This is a genomic window from Roseibium porphyridii (assembly GCF_026191725.2).
Lineage (GTDB): Bacteria > Pseudomonadota > Alphaproteobacteria > Rhizobiales > Stappiaceae > Roseibium > Roseibium porphyridii.
In genome coordinates this window covers 2,563,406-2,583,340 of sequence record NZ_CP120863.1, presented here as the reverse complement: position 1 = coordinate 2,583,340, position 19,935 = coordinate 2,563,406, and the positions used below count along the sequence as shown (strand labels likewise).

Annotated in this window: 21 protein-coding genes; 6 read left to right on the top strand and 15 right to left on the bottom strand. The window is 54.1% G+C overall.

Annotated features, from left to right (window positions below; all coding sequences use genetic code 11):
• Positions 1-136: 136 nt before the first annotated feature.
• From metH to K1718_RS12055, 4 genes are all read right to left on the bottom strand, one after another.
• The gene (gene metH, locus K1718_RS12070; protein WP_265684577.1) at positions 137-3,865 is read right to left on the bottom strand and encodes a methionine synthase; all 3,729 of its coding nucleotides are present in this window, start codon (positions 3,863-3,865) and stop codon (positions 137-139) included.
• 146 nt (positions 3,866-4,011) lie between these two features.
• Positions 4,012-4,923, bottom strand: a complete 912-nt coding sequence (gene metF, locus K1718_RS12065) for a methylenetetrahydrofolate reductase [NAD(P)H] (RefSeq protein ID WP_152501150.1) — start codon at positions 4,921-4,923, stop codon at positions 4,012-4,014.
• A gap of 2 nt (positions 4,924-4,925) precedes the next feature.
• On the bottom strand, positions 4,926-5,936 hold the full coding sequence (locus K1718_RS12060; protein WP_152501149.1) for an ArsR/SmtB family transcription factor: 1,011 nt from the start codon (positions 5,934-5,936) through the stop codon (positions 4,926-4,928).
• Positions 5,937-6,141: 205 nt separating this feature from the next.
• A complete protein-coding gene (locus K1718_RS12055; protein WP_265684576.1) occupies positions 6,142-6,651 on the bottom strand; it encodes a fasciclin domain-containing protein in 510 nt (169 codons plus the stop codon).
• 230 nt (positions 6,652-6,881) lie between these two features.
• Between K1718_RS12055 and K1718_RS12050 the strand changes: the two genes are divergently transcribed.
• The gene (locus K1718_RS12050; protein WP_265684575.1) at positions 6,882-7,310 is read left to right on the top strand and encodes a GNAT family N-acetyltransferase; all 429 of its coding nucleotides are present in this window, start codon (positions 6,882-6,884) and stop codon (positions 7,308-7,310) included.
• A 156-nt stretch (positions 7,311-7,466) separates the two neighbouring features.
• Here the strand turns inward: K1718_RS12050 and K1718_RS12045 are convergent, their stop codons facing one another.
• A complete protein-coding gene (locus K1718_RS12045; RefSeq protein ID WP_265684574.1) occupies positions 7,467-8,024 on the bottom strand; it encodes a hypothetical protein in 558 nt (185 codons plus the stop codon).
• Positions 8,025-8,130: 106 nt separating this feature from the next.
• Positions 8,131-8,895, bottom strand: coding sequence for a sulfite exporter TauE/SafE family protein (locus K1718_RS12040; RefSeq protein ID WP_265684573.1), 765 nt, complete (start codon positions 8,893-8,895; stop codon positions 8,131-8,133).
• Positions 8,896-8,973: 78 nt separating this feature from the next.
• Here K1718_RS12040 and K1718_RS12035 point away from each other — a divergent pair, with 78 nt between their 5' ends.
• Positions 8,974-9,834 carry a LysR family transcriptional regulator gene (locus tag K1718_RS12035; protein WP_265684572.1) on the top strand — a complete coding sequence of 287 codons (861 nt, stop codon included), beginning with the start codon at positions 8,974-8,976 and terminating at the stop codon, positions 9,832-9,834.
• A 40-nt stretch (positions 9,835-9,874) separates the two neighbouring features.
• Here K1718_RS12035 and K1718_RS12030 read toward each other — a convergent pair whose 3' ends face one another.
• Positions 9,875-10,666 (bottom strand): class I SAM-dependent methyltransferase, encoded by a 792-nt coding sequence (locus K1718_RS12030; protein WP_265684571.1) that lies wholly within the window; start codon positions 10,664-10,666, stop codon positions 9,875-9,877.
• A gap of 194 nt (positions 10,667-10,860) precedes the next feature.
• Here K1718_RS12030 and K1718_RS12025 point away from each other — a divergent pair, with 194 nt between their 5' ends.
• On the top strand, positions 10,861-11,757 hold the full coding sequence (locus K1718_RS12025; RefSeq protein WP_265684570.1) for a DUF5996 family protein: 897 nt from the start codon (positions 10,861-10,863) through the stop codon (positions 11,755-11,757).
• Positions 11,758-11,841: 84 nt separating this feature from the next.
• Positions 11,842-12,504, top strand: coding sequence for an aspartate/glutamate racemase family protein (locus tag K1718_RS12020; protein WP_265684569.1), 663 nt, complete (start codon positions 11,842-11,844; stop codon positions 12,502-12,504).
• Positions 12,505-12,533: 29 nt separating this feature from the next.
• Here K1718_RS12020 and K1718_RS12015 read toward each other — a convergent pair whose 3' ends face one another.
• From K1718_RS12015 to K1718_RS12000, 4 genes are all read right to left on the bottom strand, one after another.
• Entirely contained in the window at positions 12,534-13,283 is a 750-nt protein-coding gene (locus tag K1718_RS12015) for a leucine-rich repeat domain-containing protein (protein ID WP_265684568.1), read from the bottom strand.
• Positions 13,267-13,395, bottom strand: coding sequence for a hypothetical protein (locus K1718_RS12010; RefSeq protein WP_265684567.1), 129 nt, complete (start codon positions 13,393-13,395; stop codon positions 13,267-13,269). The genes K1718_RS12015 and K1718_RS12010 overlap by 17 nt, the downstream gene beginning before the upstream one ends.
• Before the next feature lie 122 nt (positions 13,396-13,517).
• Positions 13,518-14,261 (bottom strand): metallophosphoesterase family protein, encoded by a 744-nt coding sequence (locus tag K1718_RS12005; protein ID WP_265684566.1) that lies wholly within the window; start codon positions 14,259-14,261, stop codon positions 13,518-13,520.
• A gap of 341 nt (positions 14,262-14,602) precedes the next feature.
• On the bottom strand, positions 14,603-15,316 hold the full coding sequence (locus K1718_RS12000; protein ID WP_265684565.1) for a hypothetical protein: 714 nt from the start codon (positions 15,314-15,316) through the stop codon (positions 14,603-14,605).
• Positions 15,317-15,427: 111 nt separating this feature from the next.
• Here K1718_RS12000 and K1718_RS11995 point away from each other — a divergent pair, with 111 nt between their 5' ends.
• The gene (locus K1718_RS11995) at positions 15,428-16,228 is read left to right on the top strand and encodes a helix-turn-helix domain-containing protein (protein ID WP_265684564.1); all 801 of its coding nucleotides are present in this window, start codon (positions 15,428-15,430) and stop codon (positions 16,226-16,228) included.
• Between the two features lie 340 nt (positions 16,229-16,568).
• A complete protein-coding gene (locus K1718_RS11990; protein WP_173005977.1) occupies positions 16,569-16,823 on the top strand; it encodes a phosphopantetheine-binding protein in 255 nt (84 codons plus the stop codon).
• Between the two features lie 91 nt (positions 16,824-16,914).
• Here the strand turns inward: K1718_RS11990 and K1718_RS11985 are convergent, their stop codons facing one another.
• The 4 genes from K1718_RS11985 to K1718_RS11970 are packed head-to-tail and all read right to left on the bottom strand — an operon-like array spanning position 16,915 to position 19,902.
• Positions 16,915-17,592, bottom strand: coding sequence for a class I SAM-dependent methyltransferase (locus K1718_RS11985; protein ID WP_152501137.1), 678 nt, complete (start codon positions 17,590-17,592; stop codon positions 16,915-16,917).
• Between the two features lie 9 nt (positions 17,593-17,601).
• Positions 17,602-18,075, bottom strand: coding sequence for a pseudoazurin (locus K1718_RS11980; protein ID WP_152501136.1), 474 nt, complete (start codon positions 18,073-18,075; stop codon positions 17,602-17,604).
• Entirely contained in the window at positions 18,059-18,832 is a 774-nt protein-coding gene (locus K1718_RS11975; RefSeq protein WP_265684563.1) for an ABC transporter ATP-binding protein, read from the bottom strand. Before K1718_RS11975 ends, K1718_RS11980 begins: the two co-directional genes overlap by 17 nt.
• Positions 18,829-19,902 carry a FecCD family ABC transporter permease gene (locus K1718_RS11970; RefSeq protein ID WP_265684562.1) on the bottom strand — a complete coding sequence of 358 codons (1,074 nt, stop codon included), beginning with the start codon at positions 19,900-19,902 and terminating at the stop codon, positions 18,829-18,831. Before K1718_RS11970 ends, K1718_RS11975 begins: the two co-directional genes overlap by 4 nt.
• Positions 19,903-19,935: the final 33 nt, after the last annotated feature.

The window sequence follows — 19,935 nt, the reverse complement described above, 5'->3', positions numbered from 1 at the left end:
ATGTGGTCAGAAGCACAAATTCGAACGACTGCACTTCAAGACACGCACCGACATTAAAAAAGCGGACCTGTTGGCCCGCTTTTTTCCTTTAAACTGTCCGTATCCAAATTGGCTGAAGAATTGACCTTCAACCGTTCTATTCAGCCGCTTCCATCCGAGCCGGGTCGTAGTTCAGGATCGGAGCCAGCCAGCGCTCGGCGTAGGCAACATCCCACAACTTGCGTTCGGCATAGTCTTCCACCTGGTCCTTTTCGATCTTGCCAACACCGAAATAGTGGCTGTCAGCATGGCTGAAATAGAGCCCGGAAACAGACGATCCCGGCAACATCGCACGACTTTCGGTAAGCTGTATGCCGGTCAACCGTTCCGCATCAAGCAGTCTGAACAAAGTGTCCTTTTCAGTGTGATCTGGCTGAGCAGGATAGCCTGCGGCAGGACGAATACCCTGATATTTTTCGCCGATGATATCTTCAACCTGCAGGGTCTCATCCGCTGCATATCCCCACAAGTCCGTGCGCACGATCTGATGAAGCTTTTCTGCAAACGCTTCAGCCAGCCGGTCCGCCAGAGCCTGCGAAAGGATCTTGTTGTAGTCATCCCCTTCCTTTGCATACCGGGCAGCTAGGTCATCCTCGCCATGGCCTGCGGTGACGGCAAAACCGCCAACCCAGTCCTTAATCCCGCTATCCAGCGGAGCGACGAAGTCACTAAGCGCCACGTTTGCGCGTCCACCAGCCGAGCGAGCCATCTGCTGACGCAGCGTATGAAAAGTGGCGAGCGTCTCAGTGCGGCCTTCGTCTGTAAACACTCGGACGTCATCGCCAACTGCATTGGCTGGCCATAAGGAAGCAACTCCACGTGCTGTCAGAAGTTTCTTCTCAACGATTTCGTCAAGCATCCGCCGGGCATCATCGTAAAGCGCTTTGGCCGCCGGACCGTAACGGTTGTCTGTCAGCACAGCCGGGTACCGGCCCTTGATTTCCCACGTTGCGAAAAAGGGTGTCCAGTCAATAAGCGGAACGAGCTCTTCCAGGGGGAAATCGTCAAAGACTGTTGACCCCGGTTTCTTGGGCTCAACAGGCGGCTTGCCGGCAAAATCGGACTGAAAGGCATTCTTGCGCGCATCTGCAAGCGAAGTGCGCTTCTGACTGCCGCGCCCGGCTGCGTGTTTCTCAGCTATGTCGGCATATTCGGCACGTACATTCGCAAAATAAGGCTCACGCCCGCCCTCGCTCATCAGCTTGGAGGCCACGCCAACGGCACGGCCAGCATCGGTAACGTAGATCGCCTGCCCCCGCTCGTAATTCGGATGGATTTTTACAGCCGTGTGGATCTTGGAAGTGGTGGCACCACCAATCAGAAGCGGAACGTCCAGCCCTTCGCGCTCCAACTCGGCCGCAACGTGACACATTTCGTCGAGCGACGGCGTGATCAGACCAGACAGTCCGACCATGTCGACTTTTTCGGCTTTGGCTGTTTCCAGGATCTTGGCGGCAGACACCATGACACCCAGATCAATCACCTCAAAATTATTGCACTGGAGTACGACACCGACAATGTTCTTGCCGATGTCGTGCACGTCGCCCTTGACCGTTGCCATCAGGATCTTGCCGGCGGAAGAATGCCCTGTAAGGCCTTGCTCTTCCTTTTCCTTCTCCATGAAGGGCATCAGGTAAGCGACCGCTTTTTTCATCACGCGAGCGGATTTGACGACCTGCGGCAAGAACATTTGCCCGGATCCGAAAAGATCGCCGACCACGTTCATACCGTCCATCAACGGACCTTCAATAACGTGAAGCGGACGATCGAATGCTTGTCTGGCTTCTTCAGTGTCTTCGACGACATAGTCGGAAATGCCGTGAACCAGCGCGTGTTCGAGGCGTTTGGCAACACCCCAGGTGCGCCAGGTCAGATCGGCTTCTTTCCGCTTGCCACCCTCACCTTTCCAACGCTCTGCTGCTTCCAGCATACGGTCCGTGGCATCGTCCCGTCGGTTCAGCACCACGTCTTCGCAGAGCTCCCGCAGCTCGCTTTCCAGATCGTTGTAAACCGCCAGCTGCCCGGCATTGACGATGCCCATATCCATGCCGCGCTTGATGGCGTGGTAGAGGAAGACCGAATGCATTGCTTCACGCACGGCCTCGTTGCCCCTAAAGGAAAAGGACAGATTGGATACCCCACCCGACACATGCGCATGAGCCAGGTTTTCGCGGATCCAGCCAGTCGCCTCAATGAAATCGACACCGTAGTTGTTATGCTCTTCGATCCCAGTCGCAACGGCGAAGATATTAGGATCGAAGACAATGTCTTCCGGCGGAAAACCAACTTTCTCAGTCAACACTTTGTAGGATCGGGCACAAATCTCGGTCTTGCGTTCGAACGTGTCGGCCTGACCATCCTCGTCAAATGCCATCACCACCACGGCTGCTCCGTAGCGCCGGACAAGCTTCGCCTGCTCGATGAAAGCCTCTTCGCCTTCTTTCAGCGAGATGGAATTGACGACGCCTTTGCCTTGAATGCATTTCAAGCCTGCCTCGATCACGGTCCACTTGGAGCTGTCGATCATAATCGGCACTTTGGCGATATCCGGTTCGGCCGCAACGAGGTTCAGGAACGTGACCATGGCTTCCTCGGAATCCAGCAGCCCCTCATCCATGTTGATGTCGATGATCTGAGCGCCATTTTCCACTTGCTGGCGCGCCACGTCGAGTGCCGTGGCATAGTCGCCTTCCTTGATCAGCTTCCGGAAGCGCGCAGAGCCTGTCACATTGGTGCGTTCGCCCACATTGACGAAATTGGTTTCCTTTGTGACGACAAAGGGCTCAAGACCCGACAGGCGCATATGCCGATCTATTTCTGGAATTGCACGCGGTGCCTTGTCAGCAACCGCTTCGGCAATCGCGCGAATATGCGCCGGTGTGGTGCCGCAACAGCCCCCAACCAGGTTGACAAGGCCCGCCGATGCGAACTCCTCGATCAACCCTGCCATATGTTCGGGACTCTCGTCGTATTCACCGAACTCATTTGGCAGACCTGCATTCGGATAAGCGCATACCAGGGTATCGGCAACCCGTCCCAGCTCATCCACATGCGCGCGCATTTCCTTGGCGCCAAGGGCACAGTTCAAACCAATCGCGAGCGGCTGCGTATGCCGCACCGAATTCCAGAACGCTTCAGGTGTCTGACCCGACAACGTACGGCCGGAAAGATCGGTAATCGTACCGGAGACGATCACTGGAAGTTTTTGACCTGTTTCCTCAAAAACCTCATCAATGCCGAAAAGAGCCGCCTTTGCATTCAGCGTATCGAAAATGGTTTCGACAAGCAGAAGATCAGCACCACCGGCGATAAGGCCTCGAGCAGCTTCTGCATATGCGATCCGTAAATCATCAAAAGATACAGCGCGGTAGCCGGGGTTGTTAACGTCCGGGGAGATGGATGCGGTCCGGTTGGTCGGCCCAAGGGCTCCTGCAACGAAACACGGCCGAGACGGATCGTTGGCCATAACCTGGTCGCAGGCTTCGCGTGCAAGTCGTGCGCTTTCAAAATTCAGTTCGTAGGCCAGTTCCTCCATCCCGTAATCAGCCTGGGCAATGGTCGTGGAGGAAAAGGTGTTCGTCTCGACGATGTCAGCACCGGCTTCCAGATAGTCGATATGGATCTGCCGGATTGCTTCGGGTTGCGTGAGGCTGAGCAGGTCATTGTTGCCTTTGACGTCACTCGGCCAGTCCGCGAAACGGGACCCTCGATAGGCAGCCTCGTCCAGTTTGAGCAGCTGGATCTCCGTTCCCATTGCACCGTCCAACACAAGAATGCGGGACTTTGCAAGGTCGTTGAGGCGCTCAAAGGCATCGGAGGTTTTCACTGTTTTTCCTTCCGGAGGATCTGCTTTTCAAGCGCGGCGACGTGTTTTGGGGTCAGCTTGCGCTTATCAATTTTAAACGTAACGCGGGCCGCGAAGTTTGCGGCCTCGCCATTGAGAGTTTCTCGAACGCTGCGACCGGTTTCCGGTCAGGCAGCCAGACCTTTTTGCTCGCTCTGGCCCATGCCCAGCATGTGACAGATGGCATAGGTGAGATCGGCACGGTTCATTGTGTAGAAGTGGAAATCATTGATGCCGCGATCGACCAGGTCCATGGCCTGCTCACAAGCAACCGAAACTCCGACCAGTTTGCGTGTTTCAGGATCGTTGCTCAGACCGGCAAAGCGGCGTGCAAGCCATTGCGGAATGGACGTGCCACACTTGGCCGAAAACACCATGGTCTGTTCAAAATTATGGATCGGCAGGATGCCGGGGATTACGGGAATGTTGATGCCGGCTGCCGCAATCCGGTCCAGATAAGCATCGAACACGTCATTGTCGAAGAAGTACTGGGTGATGATCCGGTCAGCGCCCGCATCGACCTTGCGTTTCAGATTGTCGATTTCGGTCTGCCAGCTTCCGCTTTCCGGATGCTTTTCCGGATAACCGGAAACCGAGATGTCGAAATTGGCAATTTTCTTGATCCCCGAAACAAGGTCGGAAGCATAAGGATAACCGTTGTTGTGAGGTGTATAGCGCGTGCCTATGCCCTCAAGAGGATCACCGCGCAGCGCGACCAGATGACGAACGCCCAGATCCCAGTAGTCTTTGACGATCCCGTCAATTTCTTCCTGTGACGCACCGACACAGGTCAGGTGTGCGGCTGGCGCAAGGTCGGTTTCCTTCAAAATACGTTCAACTGTCTTGTGTGTCCGCTCACGGGTTGATCCACCTGCCCCGTAGGTCACGGACACAAAAGAAGGATGAAGCGGCGCCAGACGCTGCACCGTATTCCAAAGCGTTTCCGCCATCTTGTCGGACTTCGGCGGGAAAAATTCAAAGGACGCCGTAATTGGCGTTGGCGCGGCCTGATGGGACCTGCGGTTGGAAACGGAATTCATAATCAAGCAACCTCTCGGGAAGAATTCGGAGCCGGCAGATCCGTAACGACACGGCGGTCGCGGGCCAGCCAAAGAGTAACAGTCAGGTTTGTTTCGCTGTCATCGCCGGGAACGAGGTCAGTCACCTGCTCCAGGTCGAGATCAAGAGCTTCCAGCCAACGCTCCATTTGGTCTTGCGCAAAACCAAGCCGCCGATGGGCGTGGTTCTCACGCAGAAACTCCAATTCGTGCGGGGCGAAATCGATTACGATGAGCCGACCACCCGGGCGCAACGCCCGAGCCGCTTCGCTCAGAGCCCTGGCCGGATCGTCCAAGAAGTGCAGCACCTGATGAATGGCCACGACATCGAATGAGCGCGGCGGCACGTTCAGCGCGTAAACATCGCCGTGGCGAACCTGCGCGTTGACCAGACCGGCTTTTGCAAGATTGGCGCGCGCAACGGCAAGCATGTCATGGGATGCATCAATGCCGAGCGCAGAGACATATTGATCGGAAAAGAGTTCAAGCAAGCGGCCTGTTCCGGTTCCAAGGTCAAGAAAGGTCTGGAAGGGTGTTTCGCCGAGCGCTTTGCGCATCGCAGCTTCCACATCGTCTTCTGACACATGCAAAGAACGCTCCCGATCCCAGGTCAATGCCCGTGCTGCGAAGTAAGCCGCAGCTTCTTCGGCCTTGGCCTTGCGAATAGCCTGGAAACGCTCTTGATCAGCGGCAAGGACCGGATCGTCCTTTGAGATGCGCGCAACGAGCCCGCGCACGAGTTCTCCCTCCGGTCCATCGGCCAGGCGATAATAGACCCAGGATCCTTCCGGGTAGCGTTTGATGAGATCGGCTTCAGCAAGCAGCTTCAGGTGCCGGGAGATGCGAGGCTGGCTTTGCCCAAGGATTGCTGTCGCATCCTTCACGGTGAGTTCACTTTCCGCCAGAAGCGCCACAAGACGCAAACGCGTTGCCTCTCCCACGGCCCTCAAAGCGGCCAGGGTATCGTCTACGGAAAGTGTCTGCTCGTCGGTCATGCTCACGTACTGCTCATCAAGCATCAATGTCGATATAAAGATATCTTTATATCAATTAGATGAAAGATGCAAGCACGAGGAACATTTGCGACATGGTTTGGTCAGAATGCGTCGACCCCGAAAGACCGAAACGCGGAGTCGGCTTCCAGAACGCAAAAAGGCCCGCAGTAACTGCGGGCCTTTCGGGGCAGGAATGCCAGATTTCTTAGTGGCAGGCAGGCCTGTCACCCGGCAGCAGCACTTTGTCGATGACATGGATCACGCCGTTCTCGGCTTGAATGTCAGCAATGATGACATTTGCAGACGCTCCGCTGCCGTCTGCGATTTGAACGCCGTCACCCGAGCGCGTGATGCAGGTGCGCTCGCTGGTCAAAAGCGGCTTGAAGTAGTTTGAACCAACCGGAATGTTGCTCGAAGTCAGCTTACGGTCGTCAACGTGATAAAGCAGGACGTTGGTCAGCTGATCCTTGTTTTCCGGCTTGAGAAGGGTTTCCACCGTGCCTTCGGGAAGTGCAGCAAATGCGTCATTGACGGGAGCGAACACCGTGAACGGGCCTGGTCCCTGCAAGGCGTCCTGTAGTCCAGCGGCTTGAACAGCAGCGACCAAAGTACTGAAACGCTCATCGCCTCCGGCGATATCTACGATTGTCTTTGCGTTTGAAGTACTTGCAAAAAGACACAATGATGCTGCTAGCGCGAGGACGCTCTTTTTCATGGACTCTACTCCTGATTTGTCGAATTACAGGGCTGAGTACGGCGCGAATATTGAGTCAGATCAGCTGGTATTTTATAAAAAAAGGAAAAACTATTTTCGATTATTGCTTAAATCAATCAATCAGGGACACTCACAAATGGTCAATGAAGCTTATCATTAGCAAGCAAGGATTGTGCAGGTTTCAATGATAAAGCACCATCTCCAAGTCGAGGCAGATGCGCGAGATGGCGATGAAGACAAGACTGTTGCGAGTTGAAAGCGAGACGCATTGGAGTACCTACCATTCCATCAGACAGCACGTTCTCTACGAATTGCGGGGCCGGAACGGGTATGATGAAAATCATCCCGACGAGTACAAGGAGCAAAACATTCCGCTCTTATTCTTGTGGGACGATCAACCTGTTGGAACAGTCCGCCTTGATCAGGAAAATGAAAACACTCTCGGTGTTGTGCGGCTAGTAGCAATCTTGCCAAACTTTCAAAGGCAAGGGATCGGCACTGCTATGATGCAGGAAATCGAAACATTTGCAGCGAACAGGGGCATTAGGCAATTGAAGACACAGGCCGCAAAAGACGCCATTACTTTCTACGAAAAGCTAGGCTGGCATATAATCGACAGCAGTAAGCGTAATCCCCTGATGCTGAAAATTCTGCCATGAGCTTTTGAAGTGTATTTCGATTTATTCCGAAAGCAGTCTGGAAGAGTTGAACAATCGCACAGCGAACGCACTAGGCGAAACTCAAGGCAAAGGCATATAGAATTGGAAAAGTAGTTTTGGCGGGCTCAAACCCATCATGCCGCTTGTTTTTGGCGCTTACATCATCGCACCCAGCGATTTTTCGGTAAAGACACGGATGTAGTCTCCCGGTGAAGATCCTGCCCAAAGCACCCAGAGACGAAATGGATCGTCGGGATCGATCCAGACATAGTCACCTGGTTCCAATCCCCTGAGATCAGTGCTGATGTAATTCACGGAGTTGTTTGCCAGGAAATCAGTCGCGTCCAGGGTATCTGGGAGCGCTGCAATTCCAAGAATTGGAGCATCAAAATCCACATACCCCTCGTGAACGCCGGACAAGCTGTCAAAAAAGACATAGTGGCTCGCGACCGTTGTTCCTTGCGGGATCATGCCGCGATCACCGCCGATATCGACCCTGATCGGCTCGCTCAAAAGTATGTTCTGATCCTCGTCGAATGCATAAAGATGATCTGTGTTGAAGTTGTCATGTCCAACCGAAAACGGAACCGACGTATCGAGCAACTTGAATTCGCCATTTCCATTTTGGCGCAGAACTTCGCCGTTGATCACAGTGGCAACTGCAGGCGACGACATAAGAAAACCGACACAAAGAACTGCTAGCAGACGAGACATCCCACCCCCAGATGGATAAACGAAGCAAGAGAAGTATGTCGCGCGACGGCATCAACTGACACTAACGGATTGGTGATCGCATTCTCACGACCAGATGCAGTGCCGATCAGACCGCTCCCGTCAACAGCCCCGCTCCCCCAAAGACCAGGAGGTTCAGACCGGCAAGGGCAAGCAGGCCAAAAGCCATGCGCACGAACAGGCGCTGCGGTACCCTGTCATGCAGCGCAAAGCCTGCCCAGATACCCATCAGCGTAAAAGGGACGAGAGCGGCGGACGACAAAAGACCAGAAACCGAAAACAACCCAAGTGAAGCATACCCACCTGCCTTTGCAAGATTGAGGATGAAGAAGAACATCGCATTTGTTCCCACAAACGCTGACTTGCCCAACCCCAGGCTGAGGATCGTTCCTTTTATCGGCGGACCGCCTGCATGCGCCACAAATCCGGCGAATCCCGACACAAGGCTTGCAACGAAGATTTTCGCGGCGCCCAGACGTCCAAGTGTGCCCGCAACTGTTTTGTCTCCAAAGACCTGGCGTACCACAAACCAGAGCGCCAACAGCCCGATGCCGATCTTTAACAGGTTGGGATCGAGGCTTGAAAACCCGATCATTCCGAGACCGATCCCGATGCCGGCACCCGGAAGAAGAGCCATAATCGTTCGCGCCTTCCAGGAGGCACGAAAACGCCAGACCGAAACAATGTCAATCAAGAGAAGAACCGGGAGCAACAGCGTTGCCGCCGATTGCGGTGGCATGGTCAAGGCGACGAGTGGGACACCGAGTATGCCCAGACCACCCGCAAATCCACTTTTGGAGATGCCGGTCAGAAAAACAGCCAGTGCGGCGAGGAGATAGGCTTCAAACGTCATGAGCTGCAATCTAGCGCTCAAAACAATGCGAAAAGAAACGATTTTACATGCTACTAAAAATCTGATTTCGTGATTTTAATGTCTCTTGATCTCCGCCATATAGAAAGCTTTGTCGCAGTTGCCGACACGCGCAGCTTCTCGTCAGCTGCAGAAAGAACCGGCACGGTACAATCGGCTGTGAGTGCTCACATTCGTCTCCTGGAGCAGAGACTGTCCCGAAAACTGGTAGAGCGTGGACGCGGCAAACCCGTCAGCCTCACAAATGATGGAAACGCCTTTCTGATAAAGGCGCGCCGCCTTTTGGTACTGGCCGATGAAGCCATGGAAGGATCCTCAATCAGTGGAACAGCTTCGCCCATCCGGCTCGGCACCACAATGACGTTCGCCCTGTCGGCGCTGCCGCCTGCACTGGCCAGATTTGCAACGGCGGCACCGGACAACCCGGTAACTGTTACGACAGCGCGCAGTCACGACCTTCGGGATCTCCTCGACAACGGCAGCATCGACATTGCTCTGGTTCTGGATCAGGGACCACATACCGGACGCATTGAGACCGTGCCCGTATCACTCGTGTGGACCGCCGTTCCATCCTTTGCATATGACAGTTCAAGACCGCTGCCACTCGCATTCCTGAATGACGCGCGCGATCTGCGCCGTCACGCTCTCACCGCGCTAGACACTGAGCCGGAAAGACAGACCGAATTGCAATTCCATGCCGACCCGGTTGGCCTCAGAGCTGTATTGCTTGCCGGTCTGGCTGCAACAATTCTGCCGCGCCCGGCCTTGTCCGAGAAACTGATCGACATTGGACCGCGTTTCAAGCTTCCCCAGCTCGGTGCAGTTCCCGTCTCAATCTACGTGGCCGCAAAGCAAGAGCGTGAAGCGGTGCGCACGCTGGTGGAAGAGCTACATCGTCAGATTGATCGTAACCCCCGCTAGAGCGAGGCAGTTTCTGCTATTCCTGGAAAAAGCATTTGCATCAGGCTGATGCTGTTACAACAAAGATAGATGCAGTGAGGTGCACATGTTCCCTGCCGCTTCTGTCAATCAACACCTTCCGCAAAAGCGGTTCGATCTGCGGTCGAAGATCCGGATCTTCTCGAACGATCTTTCCCAATGCTCCAACCCTGAGAAGAACGTCCATCGTTTCCTCAATACCACCGCAAGAGACAGGCACTTTGTGAGGGGTGATGGCAATATCGTGAAATCCGGCACCTTTCAGTATCTTTCGAATAAAGACAGGCTCTGAAAAGCTGAACGGCGTTTGATCGACCCTGGCAAGCATTCCCGAAGCTTCAAGAGGCAGCAGATCCAACTCATTGTCCTGAAGCTCAGCCCAGCAACAAAATCCCAGCGTTCCCTCAGGCTTGAGCATTTTCTGAAAGTTGGCAAAGGCGGCAGCAGGATCTTCAAATGCCATGATACCGAAACGCGAAAAGACCGCATCGAGGCTTCCATTTGGCAAGGAGACGGTCTGTGCATCTGCTTCAATCAACTTGATCTGGTGAAAGGATTGCGTCCGTTCCTTTGCAATAGCCAAGAAGGTTCGGGACACATCAACACCGACGACCTGCCCGGTCGGTCCAACTCTTTCAACAAGTTGCAAAAGGCTTTGCCCCGTGCCGCACCCAACATCGAGGACATGGCCGCCAGCGTGTAGTGCCAAGGCTGCCATAGCTTGAAGTCCAAGGGGTGAAAGCTGCCGGTCGGTCAACGGATAGACCTGTGCCCAGGCTTCTTCATGAAGAGTTTTTTTCTTGACGCCTTCCATCCTGTTTTTTCCCCCACAAAAAAAGCAGGCGCAACCTCTGCCTTGGGAGAAATCAGCAGAAGAACACACCGTTTTGGCGATTGGGGAGCAAAACGGTCGCTTGCGCCAAAGCTCTGGTCTGGACCCCAATCCAGTTCAGACTAGATGGCTTGAGAGCACCGACAATCAGGCTTTCAATTCGGAGAACTGCTTCCATGAGCTCATTGCCGCCACTTCCCTACAAGAACTGGGCTGACACCAAGGACACGCTGCATTTGTTTCTGCAAATGATTGGAAAAGTGCGGCTGAAGGCGCATCCGAAACTGAACCACTGGTGGCACGTCACGCTATATCCTCACGTGCGCGGCCTGACAACCGGACGGATCCCTTATGGCGATAGCGGTTTTGAGATCCTTTATGACATGCTCGACCACAAGGTCATCATCGGCAGAAACGATGGCGTGCGAAAGTCGTTTTCGGTTTCCGGGCTGACAGTGGCAGCCTTCTATGAGGCACTGTTCTCGCGTTTGGACGATCTTGAGGTCCCTGTAAAAATCGTCGGCAAGCCTTATGACAACAAATCGACTGTCCCCTTCCCCGAAGACCATGCTCCCCGCGCATATGACCGGCAAGCTGTTTCGGATTTCTGGCGCGCGCTGTGCCGGATCTCAAGCACGTTCGAAACCTACAGGACCAGTTTCGTCGGCAAGCAAACACCTGTTCAGCTTTATTGGCACTCGTTCGATCTTGTCGTGACGCGCTTCTCAGGACGTGCACACCCGCTTGAAGGTGGAACACAGTCCGACAAGGAGGCTTATTCTCATGAGGTCATTTCGATTGGTTTCTGGCCGGGCGATGACAGTTTTCAGGAACCGGCATTCTACGGCTATGCCTATCCGGAACCGGTGGAGATGAACCAGATTGCGCTGCAACCCGGCAACGCCTTTTGGGCGGAAAAAAACGGCGGGGCTCTCGCTATCTTGAAATACGAAGACGCACGAAATGCCGACGATCCTGCGAAGGAGATCTTGTCCTTCCTTAATAGCCTTTATGAAGGCGCAGCCGTGAAAGCTGACTGGCCCCTTGTGGATCTGAAGCACCGGTCGCTTTGACAGGAAGGTAGACAGGTCACATTTTCGTCTCTGACTTGAATTCGGTTTCAACTGCGCAAAGCGGAACAGGAAGGATCGGCCAACATGCATATCGGATTGATTGGAGGGATTGGACCGGCGGCAACCGACTTCTATTACCGAAAACTCATTGGAGCCGCTGCTGCGATCGAAAAGGACCTGGAGCTGACGATCGTTCATGCGGACACTTCAACGCTGCTGGCGAACCTGATCGGAAACAATGAAGCTGCGCAATGCGCCATCTACGCAACCTTGACGGATCGCCTCGCCGCTGCAGGAGCACAAAACGTCGTGGTGACATCAATTGCAGGTCATTTCTGTATTGACCGGTTCACCGAAATATCTGCTCTGCCCGTGATTGACCTGACAAAGGTTCTTTCAAGCTGGTTGCAGGAAAATGGTGTGCAGACAGTTGGGATACTTGGAACCGAAACTGTCATGAGTTCGGCCATGTATGGGAAACTCGCACCTGTGGACGTACGAGCGCCGGTTGGCGACAGTCTGCACCAGGTTCACGAAGCTTACATCACCCTTGCCCGAACCGGCCAGCCGTCTGATGCCTTGCACAAGGTCTTTCTGGAAGCCGGCGAGAGACTAATTTCCGATGGCGCTGAAGCTGTTTTGTTGGGCGGCACGGATCTGAATGCCATCATGAGCCCCGAAACGTCTCCGTTTCCCCTTGTCGATTGTGCCAGTATTCATATCGAGGAGATCGCGCGCTTCATATAGACTGTCGCTCAAGGTGCTGAAACGGCCTGTCACGGAGCACCAGCGACCAGTTCTTGAAAACCGGTCAGCGCTTTTTCAAGTCCAGCTGCTTCACAATCAGGGCACCACAAGCCTTTCGCTTCCTTTATAAAAAGCTCTTTCTTGCGTCCACCGCATTTCTTGCAGGCCATCCCGTTGATGGAGCACTCCGGCAGATCCAAAAGCTGATCGAGGAACCAGGGGAATGACGCGGCAACCTTGGCCAGCTCGACCGAAGGAAACTCCTGCCCCTGAACATCGAGACTCTTCAATTTCGGCAGGCGGGCAACTGGTCCAAGATCCAATGAACGCCCTTCGACAGCGACAAGGCTCAAATGCTCCAGTGGCAGCCCTTCCAGAAAACTCAGAGTTTCAACCTTTTGCCGCGAAGAATTTCCGCCTTCGATGGAAAGGCTATGCAGTTTTGGAAGGTTTCGAACAGCCGACGCGTTTTCCAGTAATCCGTTTTCCCGAAGATCAAGCTTCTCAAGACCCGTCGCGACTTCTATGCCATCCAGCGATTTGAGTTTGTTGGAATGCCAGATCCTTAACTCCTTCAGCGAAGACGGCAAAGGCACATTTGTCAGGTCAGGTGCGGAGAGCCAACGCAGTCCCAAAAACGCCAGCGGCAGCTGGTCCATGCCCTTGAGGCGCTTCATGTCGGCTTTGCGGATCGTGTTGATTGAGAGAGAAGACCCCTCCGGCATCCGCTGCAGGAGGTCAGGAACATCCAGGCGCTCAGCATCAAATGTCCTGTTCATGGTCAACTTCTTTCCCGGATCTGGTGCTGATGACAATCAGTGCGCCCTTCAAGGAAACGCCAAAACGCTCCTTGAAGCCGAAACTGTCCGGATCGCAATTGTCAGTCAACATGGAGGCTGCTTTCAGAACGCTGAAAGGCCTTTCTGCGTCATCCCAGAGTTAACGTATTGTTTTCAGAGACGAATAAATGCCGAACCAAACATTGTTGGAGACCGAGGTTCATCACGACGACATCAAGACCCGATCCAGCCAGTCGCCAGGGCATCGGCCCATTCGTTCCGTCCCTTTTGCTTTGCCATCTCGACCATACGCCGATTGTCATAGGGAACTGAGCGAAACGTGACGAGCCAGTTGCCGCCAGGCTTTTCCGCAATTGCATAAGATGCATTTGGTGAACCGGTTTGCATCTGATGATAAACCGGCGTGTCATCGTCGTAGCCCGGGCAGCCAACGCTTCCTGGATTGAGTACCAGCCGCCCGTCCCGCAATCGAACGTATCTTGGGAGATGCGTGTGGCCACAAAGCAGAAGTTTGGCATCGATACCAGAAGCTTCCGCCTCGATCTCATCGATCGTGGCAGATCTGACACGACCGTCCGCCTCAACCCTTTCCAGCCAGTAACTGACATCGCTGGCAGGTGTTCCGTGACAAAGCAGCACTTCATCAAACAAGGTGAGCGAAGACGGCAGTGCCTTCAGCCAGTCAAGATGGTGCTTTGCCAGCTGTTCATAGGCTGCCCTGTCGGAAGCCCCCATCTCCGACGGGTCTTGTTCAATCAACCATCTGTCGTGGTTGCCACGGATTGAAGGATACGTGCGCTCCATCAGAAGCTCGATCGTCCTGCGGGCGTCCAGCGGCCCGCTCAGATGATCACCGAGATTGACCACCGTGGAAATTCCCAGGGCATCGATGTCGGAAAGAACCGCTTCCAGAGCATCAGAGTTTCCATGAATATCGGCAATGACGGCAAATCTCATGTATCGAACCTGTTCACATAATGATCCTCAGTCAACCCGTTCAGAGCCCTTTGAGTTCATTCCAGCTGAGCACTAACCAAAAGAGAGCGTCTTCAAGAATGCAAGCATGCCGAGGGTCGGCAAGGCGACACGTTCATCGCCTTACTGACAGGGGCAACCACATGTCACGCCCGGGCTTCCCGCTCCATTCGCGCAGCCCAGGCATCGGCGAGATCAGCCAAGACCGCCTTGAATTGCCGTTTGGCCATGGTCTTGAACAAGGTTTGAACCAGGAAATTGCCTTTGGGTTCTGCCTCGATATTGATCGCGAATTCCGAACCGTTTCCATTGCTCTCGACAACTCATTCCCCATGCAGATCGGAAATCGGGTAAGGATAATCATCAGCTTCCGTGTGGATCCGGAACCCAAAGCCCCGACCGGCTTCAAAATAGTCGCAGGTTTCGAGCCAGTTTTCTCCTTTCGGGCCATAACAGCGCCGCTGCATTCCGATGCCATCTCCTTCAACCACCTCGACCTTAGAGATATTGTCGGCGACATCCGCATAACCGGGGTGATCGCTCATGACTCGCCAGACGATATCCTGTGATGCATCCACTTTGCGGCTGACCTTGGCCAGTATTTTTCCGCCGGACACTGTCACCGAAGCCTGACTGAGAGGCGCCAAAATTTTTCGCGCACCCAGATACTGCCCGAGCGCAAAAAACGTAACAAATGCGGCCACAACAGCAACAATGGCCGCGCCTGTGCCGGTAAAATGAGATCCGGCAAATACAAGCAAAAATGCGCTACCAAGAACCCATCCCGAATCCAAAAAACTGATCAAGGTCACCTGTGCTTTTGTAGTAAAACGGTCCGTGGCCAAGAAGATCAGATCAACGCCAAAGAGTATCAGGCCGACACCCAGAATACGCAGCGTCCAGCTTTGCCATGCCGCTTCGTTGGCAAACAGCAATTCCGCAAACTGCCCTGCAGCGATTAGAAGAGCCGCACCCGTCAGCAACGAAAATGCGGCATTCATTCCGAGGAAGGCCCGCGCCGTTTTCGAATGTTCCATTGTGTAACCTCTCGTCAGTTAGGGGTGGCCCTGAACTTGACGATCTGAGACATCAACTCAATTACGTCGTAGGTAATCGACCTTGGCATGCGATGCGTGCACAATCGCGCCATGCAACATAATCTGAACATCTCCGATCCGGCGTTTCCCGGATTTTTGAAATCCTGGAGGCAGCGCCGCAGACTCAGCCAGCTGGAGCTCTCGCTTCAATCCGGAATGTCACAACGGCACATCAGCTTTCTTGAAACCGGCCGCTCCAACCCAAGCCGGTTCGCCATCGCACAATTGGCTGAAGCGCTCGAAATGCCTGCCGCTGAGGTCGACGCGATGCTTCTGTCTGCCGGGTTTGCAGCAAGGTCTTCACTCCACGGGTGGGACGGTGAAACACAGAAAGCCGTCGATGCCTCTATCGATCATGTCCTGAGAGGTCACGCTCCCTTCCCTGCGGTCTCGATCGACCGGATCTGGAACCTCGTTAAGGCCAATGAGCCTGCAAAGAGGTTCTTTTCCATGGCAGGTGCGCGCGGTGATCCGAACCTCTTGCGTGAAATCCTGTCACCGGGACAGCTGCGCAACTGCATTTCGAACTGGGAAGATACCTCGAGAGCCCTGATAAGAATGCTGGAATTGGAGGTGGCAAGACGGCCACATGACAAGGAAGCGCAAGCACTCCTGAAAGAACTCGCGGCACTGGAAGGTGTCGCGGGGCTGTTGGAGGGTCTGCGCCCGGCGACAAATGCTCCGGTTTTGACAATCAGGTTCAATTTCGAAAACGTTGAACTTGAGATGTTCTCACTGATCGCGACCATAGGCATGAGCGCTGATGCCGCACTCGATGACCTGCGACTGGAGACCTTGTTGCCTGCAAACGACAAGACACGCGACTGGTTTTATTCCCATTTCTTCTCGTGAAATCTGCCTTGCCCAGCGCACAGAGCGGCAGCCAGCATTGCACGTACATAGGGATTGTTGGAATCCGGTACTGTGGGATCTTCAGCTGAGCCTAGCTGGGATGTTGAAGACAACTTTCCAGCCTCTGATCACAAGCCTATCCCCTAAATATTTTGCGTGACACAAGTTCCAATGCCATTCTTCATTCTGGCCGGTTTCATGGGGTTTCAGGCGGCGACTGGAAAGAAAAAGCAACCCAAGTTCGCGTCACGGTTCAATTTTTAGGTGTAGGACCTTGCGTAAGGTCATCGGAGGAACTAAGCGGTGCACTCCTTTCCGTAAAGTTCCCATGTCGATTCCAATGACTGATATTGAAGCGCGCACCAAAACAGTTGTCGCCAAGACACTAAATATCGCCGAATGGATTATCTCCTCCAACTCGACACTGGCAAAACTGGGAGCCGACAGCCTTGACGCAATCGGCATTGTGATGGCCGTCGAAAGAGAGTTCGGCTGTGTTCTTGAGGATGACGTGTTCAGTCCGCGAGATCAGGAAAAGGCCCAATTGACCTTCAGGGACTTTGTGAGAACCATTGAGCAATCAGTGGCGAAATAGCTGCATTCAGAACGCTCAGTGATATCAGTGCACCGAGTTGCTGATCGGCAGAACAGCAAAATCCTTCGTTACGACCTGCAGCCAAACTCTCTTATAACCGCCTCATCCGAAACATCAGTTTCCAATTTGCGTAGCAATCGAGCCGTTCAACGTCGCTTTGAAAATAGTCGTTCGGTCCTTCCAACGGGACCAAGGCCGATGCCAGAAACCGGCTAACGGCGACGTCAAAGCCGTGAGCCCGGAAAGCACCTGCAATGTCTGCAACACCATGATCGGGCACATTGATATTTGAAAAGGCCTGGATTCTTGGCCTCCAAGAAGCCCACAATGGACTGTCCTTGTGGCAACAGGTGACGGCATAGTAATTGCTGCCCGGTTTCAGGACACTGGCAATCTGCTCCGCATGCCTGGCAAGATCTTCAATCAGATAGATGACTTCATGGCTGAAGGCCAAATCAAATATTTCACCGAGTTCGGCCAGATCCGAAGTGGCACGGTAGTCAATCGGTCGCCCGTCTTTCCGAGCTTCAGCGATATCGACAGCCTTTTGGGCAAGGTCGACACCAACACCCGACGCGAAAGGCCGTTGATCATACAGCAGCCGCAAGAAACCGCCCTGGTTGCAGCCGAAGTCCAGAACCTTCTGCCCGCTCAGATCCTGCTCATCGATCGCAGAGATCATTTCCCGCCAGATCCAGGTATGTTCAGCTGTCATGCCGCTTTCTTCAAGCGGCTCACGTGTCCACGTATTGATCAGTTGAGTGACCATGGTTACCGGTTATGCCTCCAGCTCTTTCAATAGAGAACGAAAGACCTTTCGGGCACTGCCCGGGTGCCTCACCTTCTTGGCAGCCTTTAAGTTGGATAAGTCCTGGCCAACAACGATCAGACCGACCATGCCCCACTCGTAATGCGGCACACAGATATGGCCGTAAATTCCAGGAACATTGAATTCGATTGTCAGTCTTTCATCGATCGCGCCGTTCCAGGGCTCGGCCCCGTCCGGAATCATGCCGCGTTTTGATGCCGAGTTGTGCCCGGCATCCGTCGGAACGAAAGTGACACTGTCACCTGTGTTTATGTGCAGGATCGCAGGTTCAAAGACATTCGGATTGCCCGGATCACCGCAGTCGGCATTTAGCATCAAGATGCCATGCGACGTTCCGTCAGCCTTGGGCGCAGGACACGCCAATGCCGGACCGACGCCTGCCAGTGCGGTCAGCGAAAGGACAAAATTACGACGGGTAAGCATGAACGACGATCTCCTCTCTGGGACCGGTAGTGGTTTCAATGGCGACCCCATAGGTGTCTGCAATGGATTGCTTTCGCAGCACTTCAGCAGGACTGCCTTGTGCCAGGATCCGCCCTTTGCCCAGCAGAATGAGATTGTCGGCAAAACGCGCTGCCAGGTTCAGGTCATGAAGGGCGACAATTCCAATCGCATTTCTGGCAATAACCGCTGACCTGATCTGCCGCAGCACTTCCAGTTGGTGTCGAAGATCAAGCGCAGATGTCGGTTCATCGAAGAGATAAACATCCGAGTTCCGGATCAATGCCTGGGCCACAGAGACCATTTGAGACTGCCCACCGGACAGTTCACTCACATAAGCCTCCGCGAGGTGGCCGATGCCGGCCGCTTCAAGCGCAGTCCCGACAGCGATCATGTCCGCCTCGCTGACGCGCCAGCCTTGCAATTGTTTGTGAGCCATCATGACAACGTCGAAAACGGTCAATGCAGCGTTTGCCGTGAAAAACTGCGGCATGAAGCAGACGCGTTTGAGCCGTGCTCGCGTGGACAGCGAAGTCAGATCGGTTTCGCCGAGCTGCACCTTGCCGGTTTCAACTGATAGCAATCCGGCAATCAGACGAAACAGGGTCGATTTGCCGGAAGCGTTAGGTCCGATAAGGGCTGTCAATTGGCCGCTTTTTACCGGTCCGACATCGATCTGATTGAAGATTTGCCGAGATCCATAAGAAAAGCTCAGGCCTTCAGCAGACAGCCCACTCATTGCCAATGCCTTTTGCGTTGACCAAGGATCAAAAGAATGAAGAACGGGATTCCGATGAGAGACGTGATCATGCCGATCGGATAGACAATTCCGGGCGAAATCGCTTTGGACGCAATGGATGTGCCGGAGAGAATGAGCGCTCCGCACAGGGCAGACAAAGGCAGGAAGCCACGCTGGTCTTCACCGACGATCATCCTGGCAATGTGAGGTCCGACGAGACCGACAAAGGCAATTGCACCGACAAAAGACACGGCAACGGCCGACAGCAGTGAAACACCTGCCAAAACACCGATCCGCAAAAGGCTGACATTCACGCCAAGTGCTGCCGCCTTGTCTTCGCCCATGCGAAGTGCGGTCAAAGCCCATGAGCGGTACATGAACCATGGAAGGATTAACGCCAAAACGAGGAAGCAACCCCCCACTTTCGCCCACGTGGCACGCGCCAGGGACCCCAACTGCCAGAAAATCAGTTGGGCCAACTGAATTTCAGATGCGCCATATTGTAGAAACGCAAGGAGGGCATTGAAGGTGAAGAGCATCGCGATCCCGACAAGGATCATCGCCTCGGGCGACACCCCGCGCAATCGCGTAAAAAGAAAGAGCGCACCTGAGGTCAGCATTGCGAACACAAATGCATTCACCGAAACAAACAATCCGCCGACACCTGGGATGACAGACCACCCAAGCACAATTGCCAGAGCTGCGCCAAACCCCGCTGCAGAGCTGAGACCGAGCGTGAAGGGATCGGCAAGCGGGTTGTTCAAAATCGTCTGCATTTCGGCGCCGGCAACGCCAAGCATAGCTCCGACCGCTACGGCCATGATCGCCACGGGAAGTCGCAATTGCCAGATAATGACGTCTTCTTTGGGTGTTGCGATCGAACGGTCAAAGATGACTTCGGCGGTTCGCCAAATTGAGAGATTTGCCGGTCCCGTGGTCACGTCGACAATCACCAGTACGGCAAGCACGGCGAAGGCAAGCAGAACCAAGGCAACACGCTGCATGGACCGGCGTTTATAGCCGCGCACCAGCAACAACGCCTCGCTGGAAGGCGGGGTAATTTCAGACATGAGACACCTGATAAATCAGGCCCTGCGGTATGG

What these genes read in the sequence shown, in the direction of transcription:
- K1718_RS12030 (WP_265684571.1), bottom strand. Translation starts at nt 10,666, where the DNA reads ATGGAAGGCGTCAAGAAAAAAACTCTTCATGAAGAAGCCTGGGCACAG.
- K1718_RS12025 (WP_265684570.1), top strand. Translation starts at nt 10,861, where the DNA reads ATGAGCTCATTGCCGCCACTTCCCTACAAGAACTGGGCTGACACCAAG.
- metF (WP_152501150.1), bottom strand. Translation starts at nt 4,923, where the DNA reads ATGAATTCCGTTTCCAACCGCAGGTCCCATCAGGCCGCGCCAACGCCA.
- K1718_RS11970 (WP_265684562.1), bottom strand. Translation starts at nt 19,902, where the DNA reads ATGTCTGAAATTACCCCGCCTTCCAGCGAGGCGTTGTTGCTGGTGCGC.
- K1718_RS11990 (WP_173005977.1), top strand. Translation starts at nt 16,569, where the DNA reads ATGACTGATATTGAAGCGCGCACCAAAACAGTTGTCGCCAAGACACTA.
- K1718_RS11975 (WP_265684563.1), bottom strand. Translation starts at nt 18,832, where the DNA reads ATGAGTGGGCTGTCTGCTGAAGGCCTGAGCTTTTCTTATGGATCTCGG.
- K1718_RS12020 (WP_265684569.1), top strand. Translation starts at nt 11,842, where the DNA reads ATGCATATCGGATTGATTGGAGGGATTGGACCGGCGGCAACCGACTTC.
- K1718_RS12005 (WP_265684566.1), bottom strand. Translation starts at nt 14,261, where the DNA reads ATGAGATTTGCCGTCATTGCCGATATTCATGGAAACTCTGATGCTCTG.
- K1718_RS12045 (WP_265684574.1), bottom strand. Translation starts at nt 8,024, where the DNA reads ATGTCTCGTCTGCTAGCAGTTCTTTGTGTCGGTTTTCTTATGTCGTCG.
- K1718_RS12055 (WP_265684576.1), bottom strand. Translation starts at nt 6,651, where the DNA reads ATGAAAAAGAGCGTCCTCGCGCTAGCAGCATCATTGTGTCTTTTTGCA.
- K1718_RS11995 (WP_265684564.1), top strand. Translation starts at nt 15,428, where the DNA reads ATGCAACATAATCTGAACATCTCCGATCCGGCGTTTCCCGGATTTTTG.
- K1718_RS12040 (WP_265684573.1), bottom strand. Translation starts at nt 8,895, where the DNA reads ATGACGTTTGAAGCCTATCTCCTCGCCGCACTGGCTGTTTTTCTGACC.
- K1718_RS12010 (WP_265684567.1), bottom strand. Translation starts at nt 13,395, where the DNA reads ATGTTGACTGACAATTGCGATCCGGACAGTTTCGGCTTCAAGGAGCGT.
- K1718_RS11985 (WP_152501137.1), bottom strand. Translation starts at nt 17,592, where the DNA reads ATGGTCACTCAACTGATCAATACGTGGACACGTGAGCCGCTTGAAGAA.
- K1718_RS12060 (WP_152501149.1), bottom strand. Translation starts at nt 5,936, where the DNA reads ATGACCGACGAGCAGACACTTTCCGTAGACGATACCCTGGCCGCTTTG.
- K1718_RS12050 (WP_265684575.1), top strand. Translation starts at nt 6,882, where the DNA reads ATGAAGACAAGACTGTTGCGAGTTGAAAGCGAGACGCATTGGAGTACC.
- K1718_RS12035 (WP_265684572.1), top strand. Translation starts at nt 8,974, where the DNA reads ATGTCTCTTGATCTCCGCCATATAGAAAGCTTTGTCGCAGTTGCCGAC.
- K1718_RS11980 (WP_152501136.1), bottom strand. Translation starts at nt 18,075, where the DNA reads ATGCTTACCCGTCGTAATTTTGTCCTTTCGCTGACCGCACTGGCAGGC.
- K1718_RS12000 (WP_265684565.1), bottom strand. Translation starts at nt 15,316, where the DNA reads ATGGAACATTCGAAAACGGCGCGGGCCTTCCTCGGAATGAATGCCGCA.
- K1718_RS12015 (WP_265684568.1), bottom strand. Translation starts at nt 13,283, where the DNA reads ATGAACAGGACATTTGATGCTGAGCGCCTGGATGTTCCTGACCTCCTG.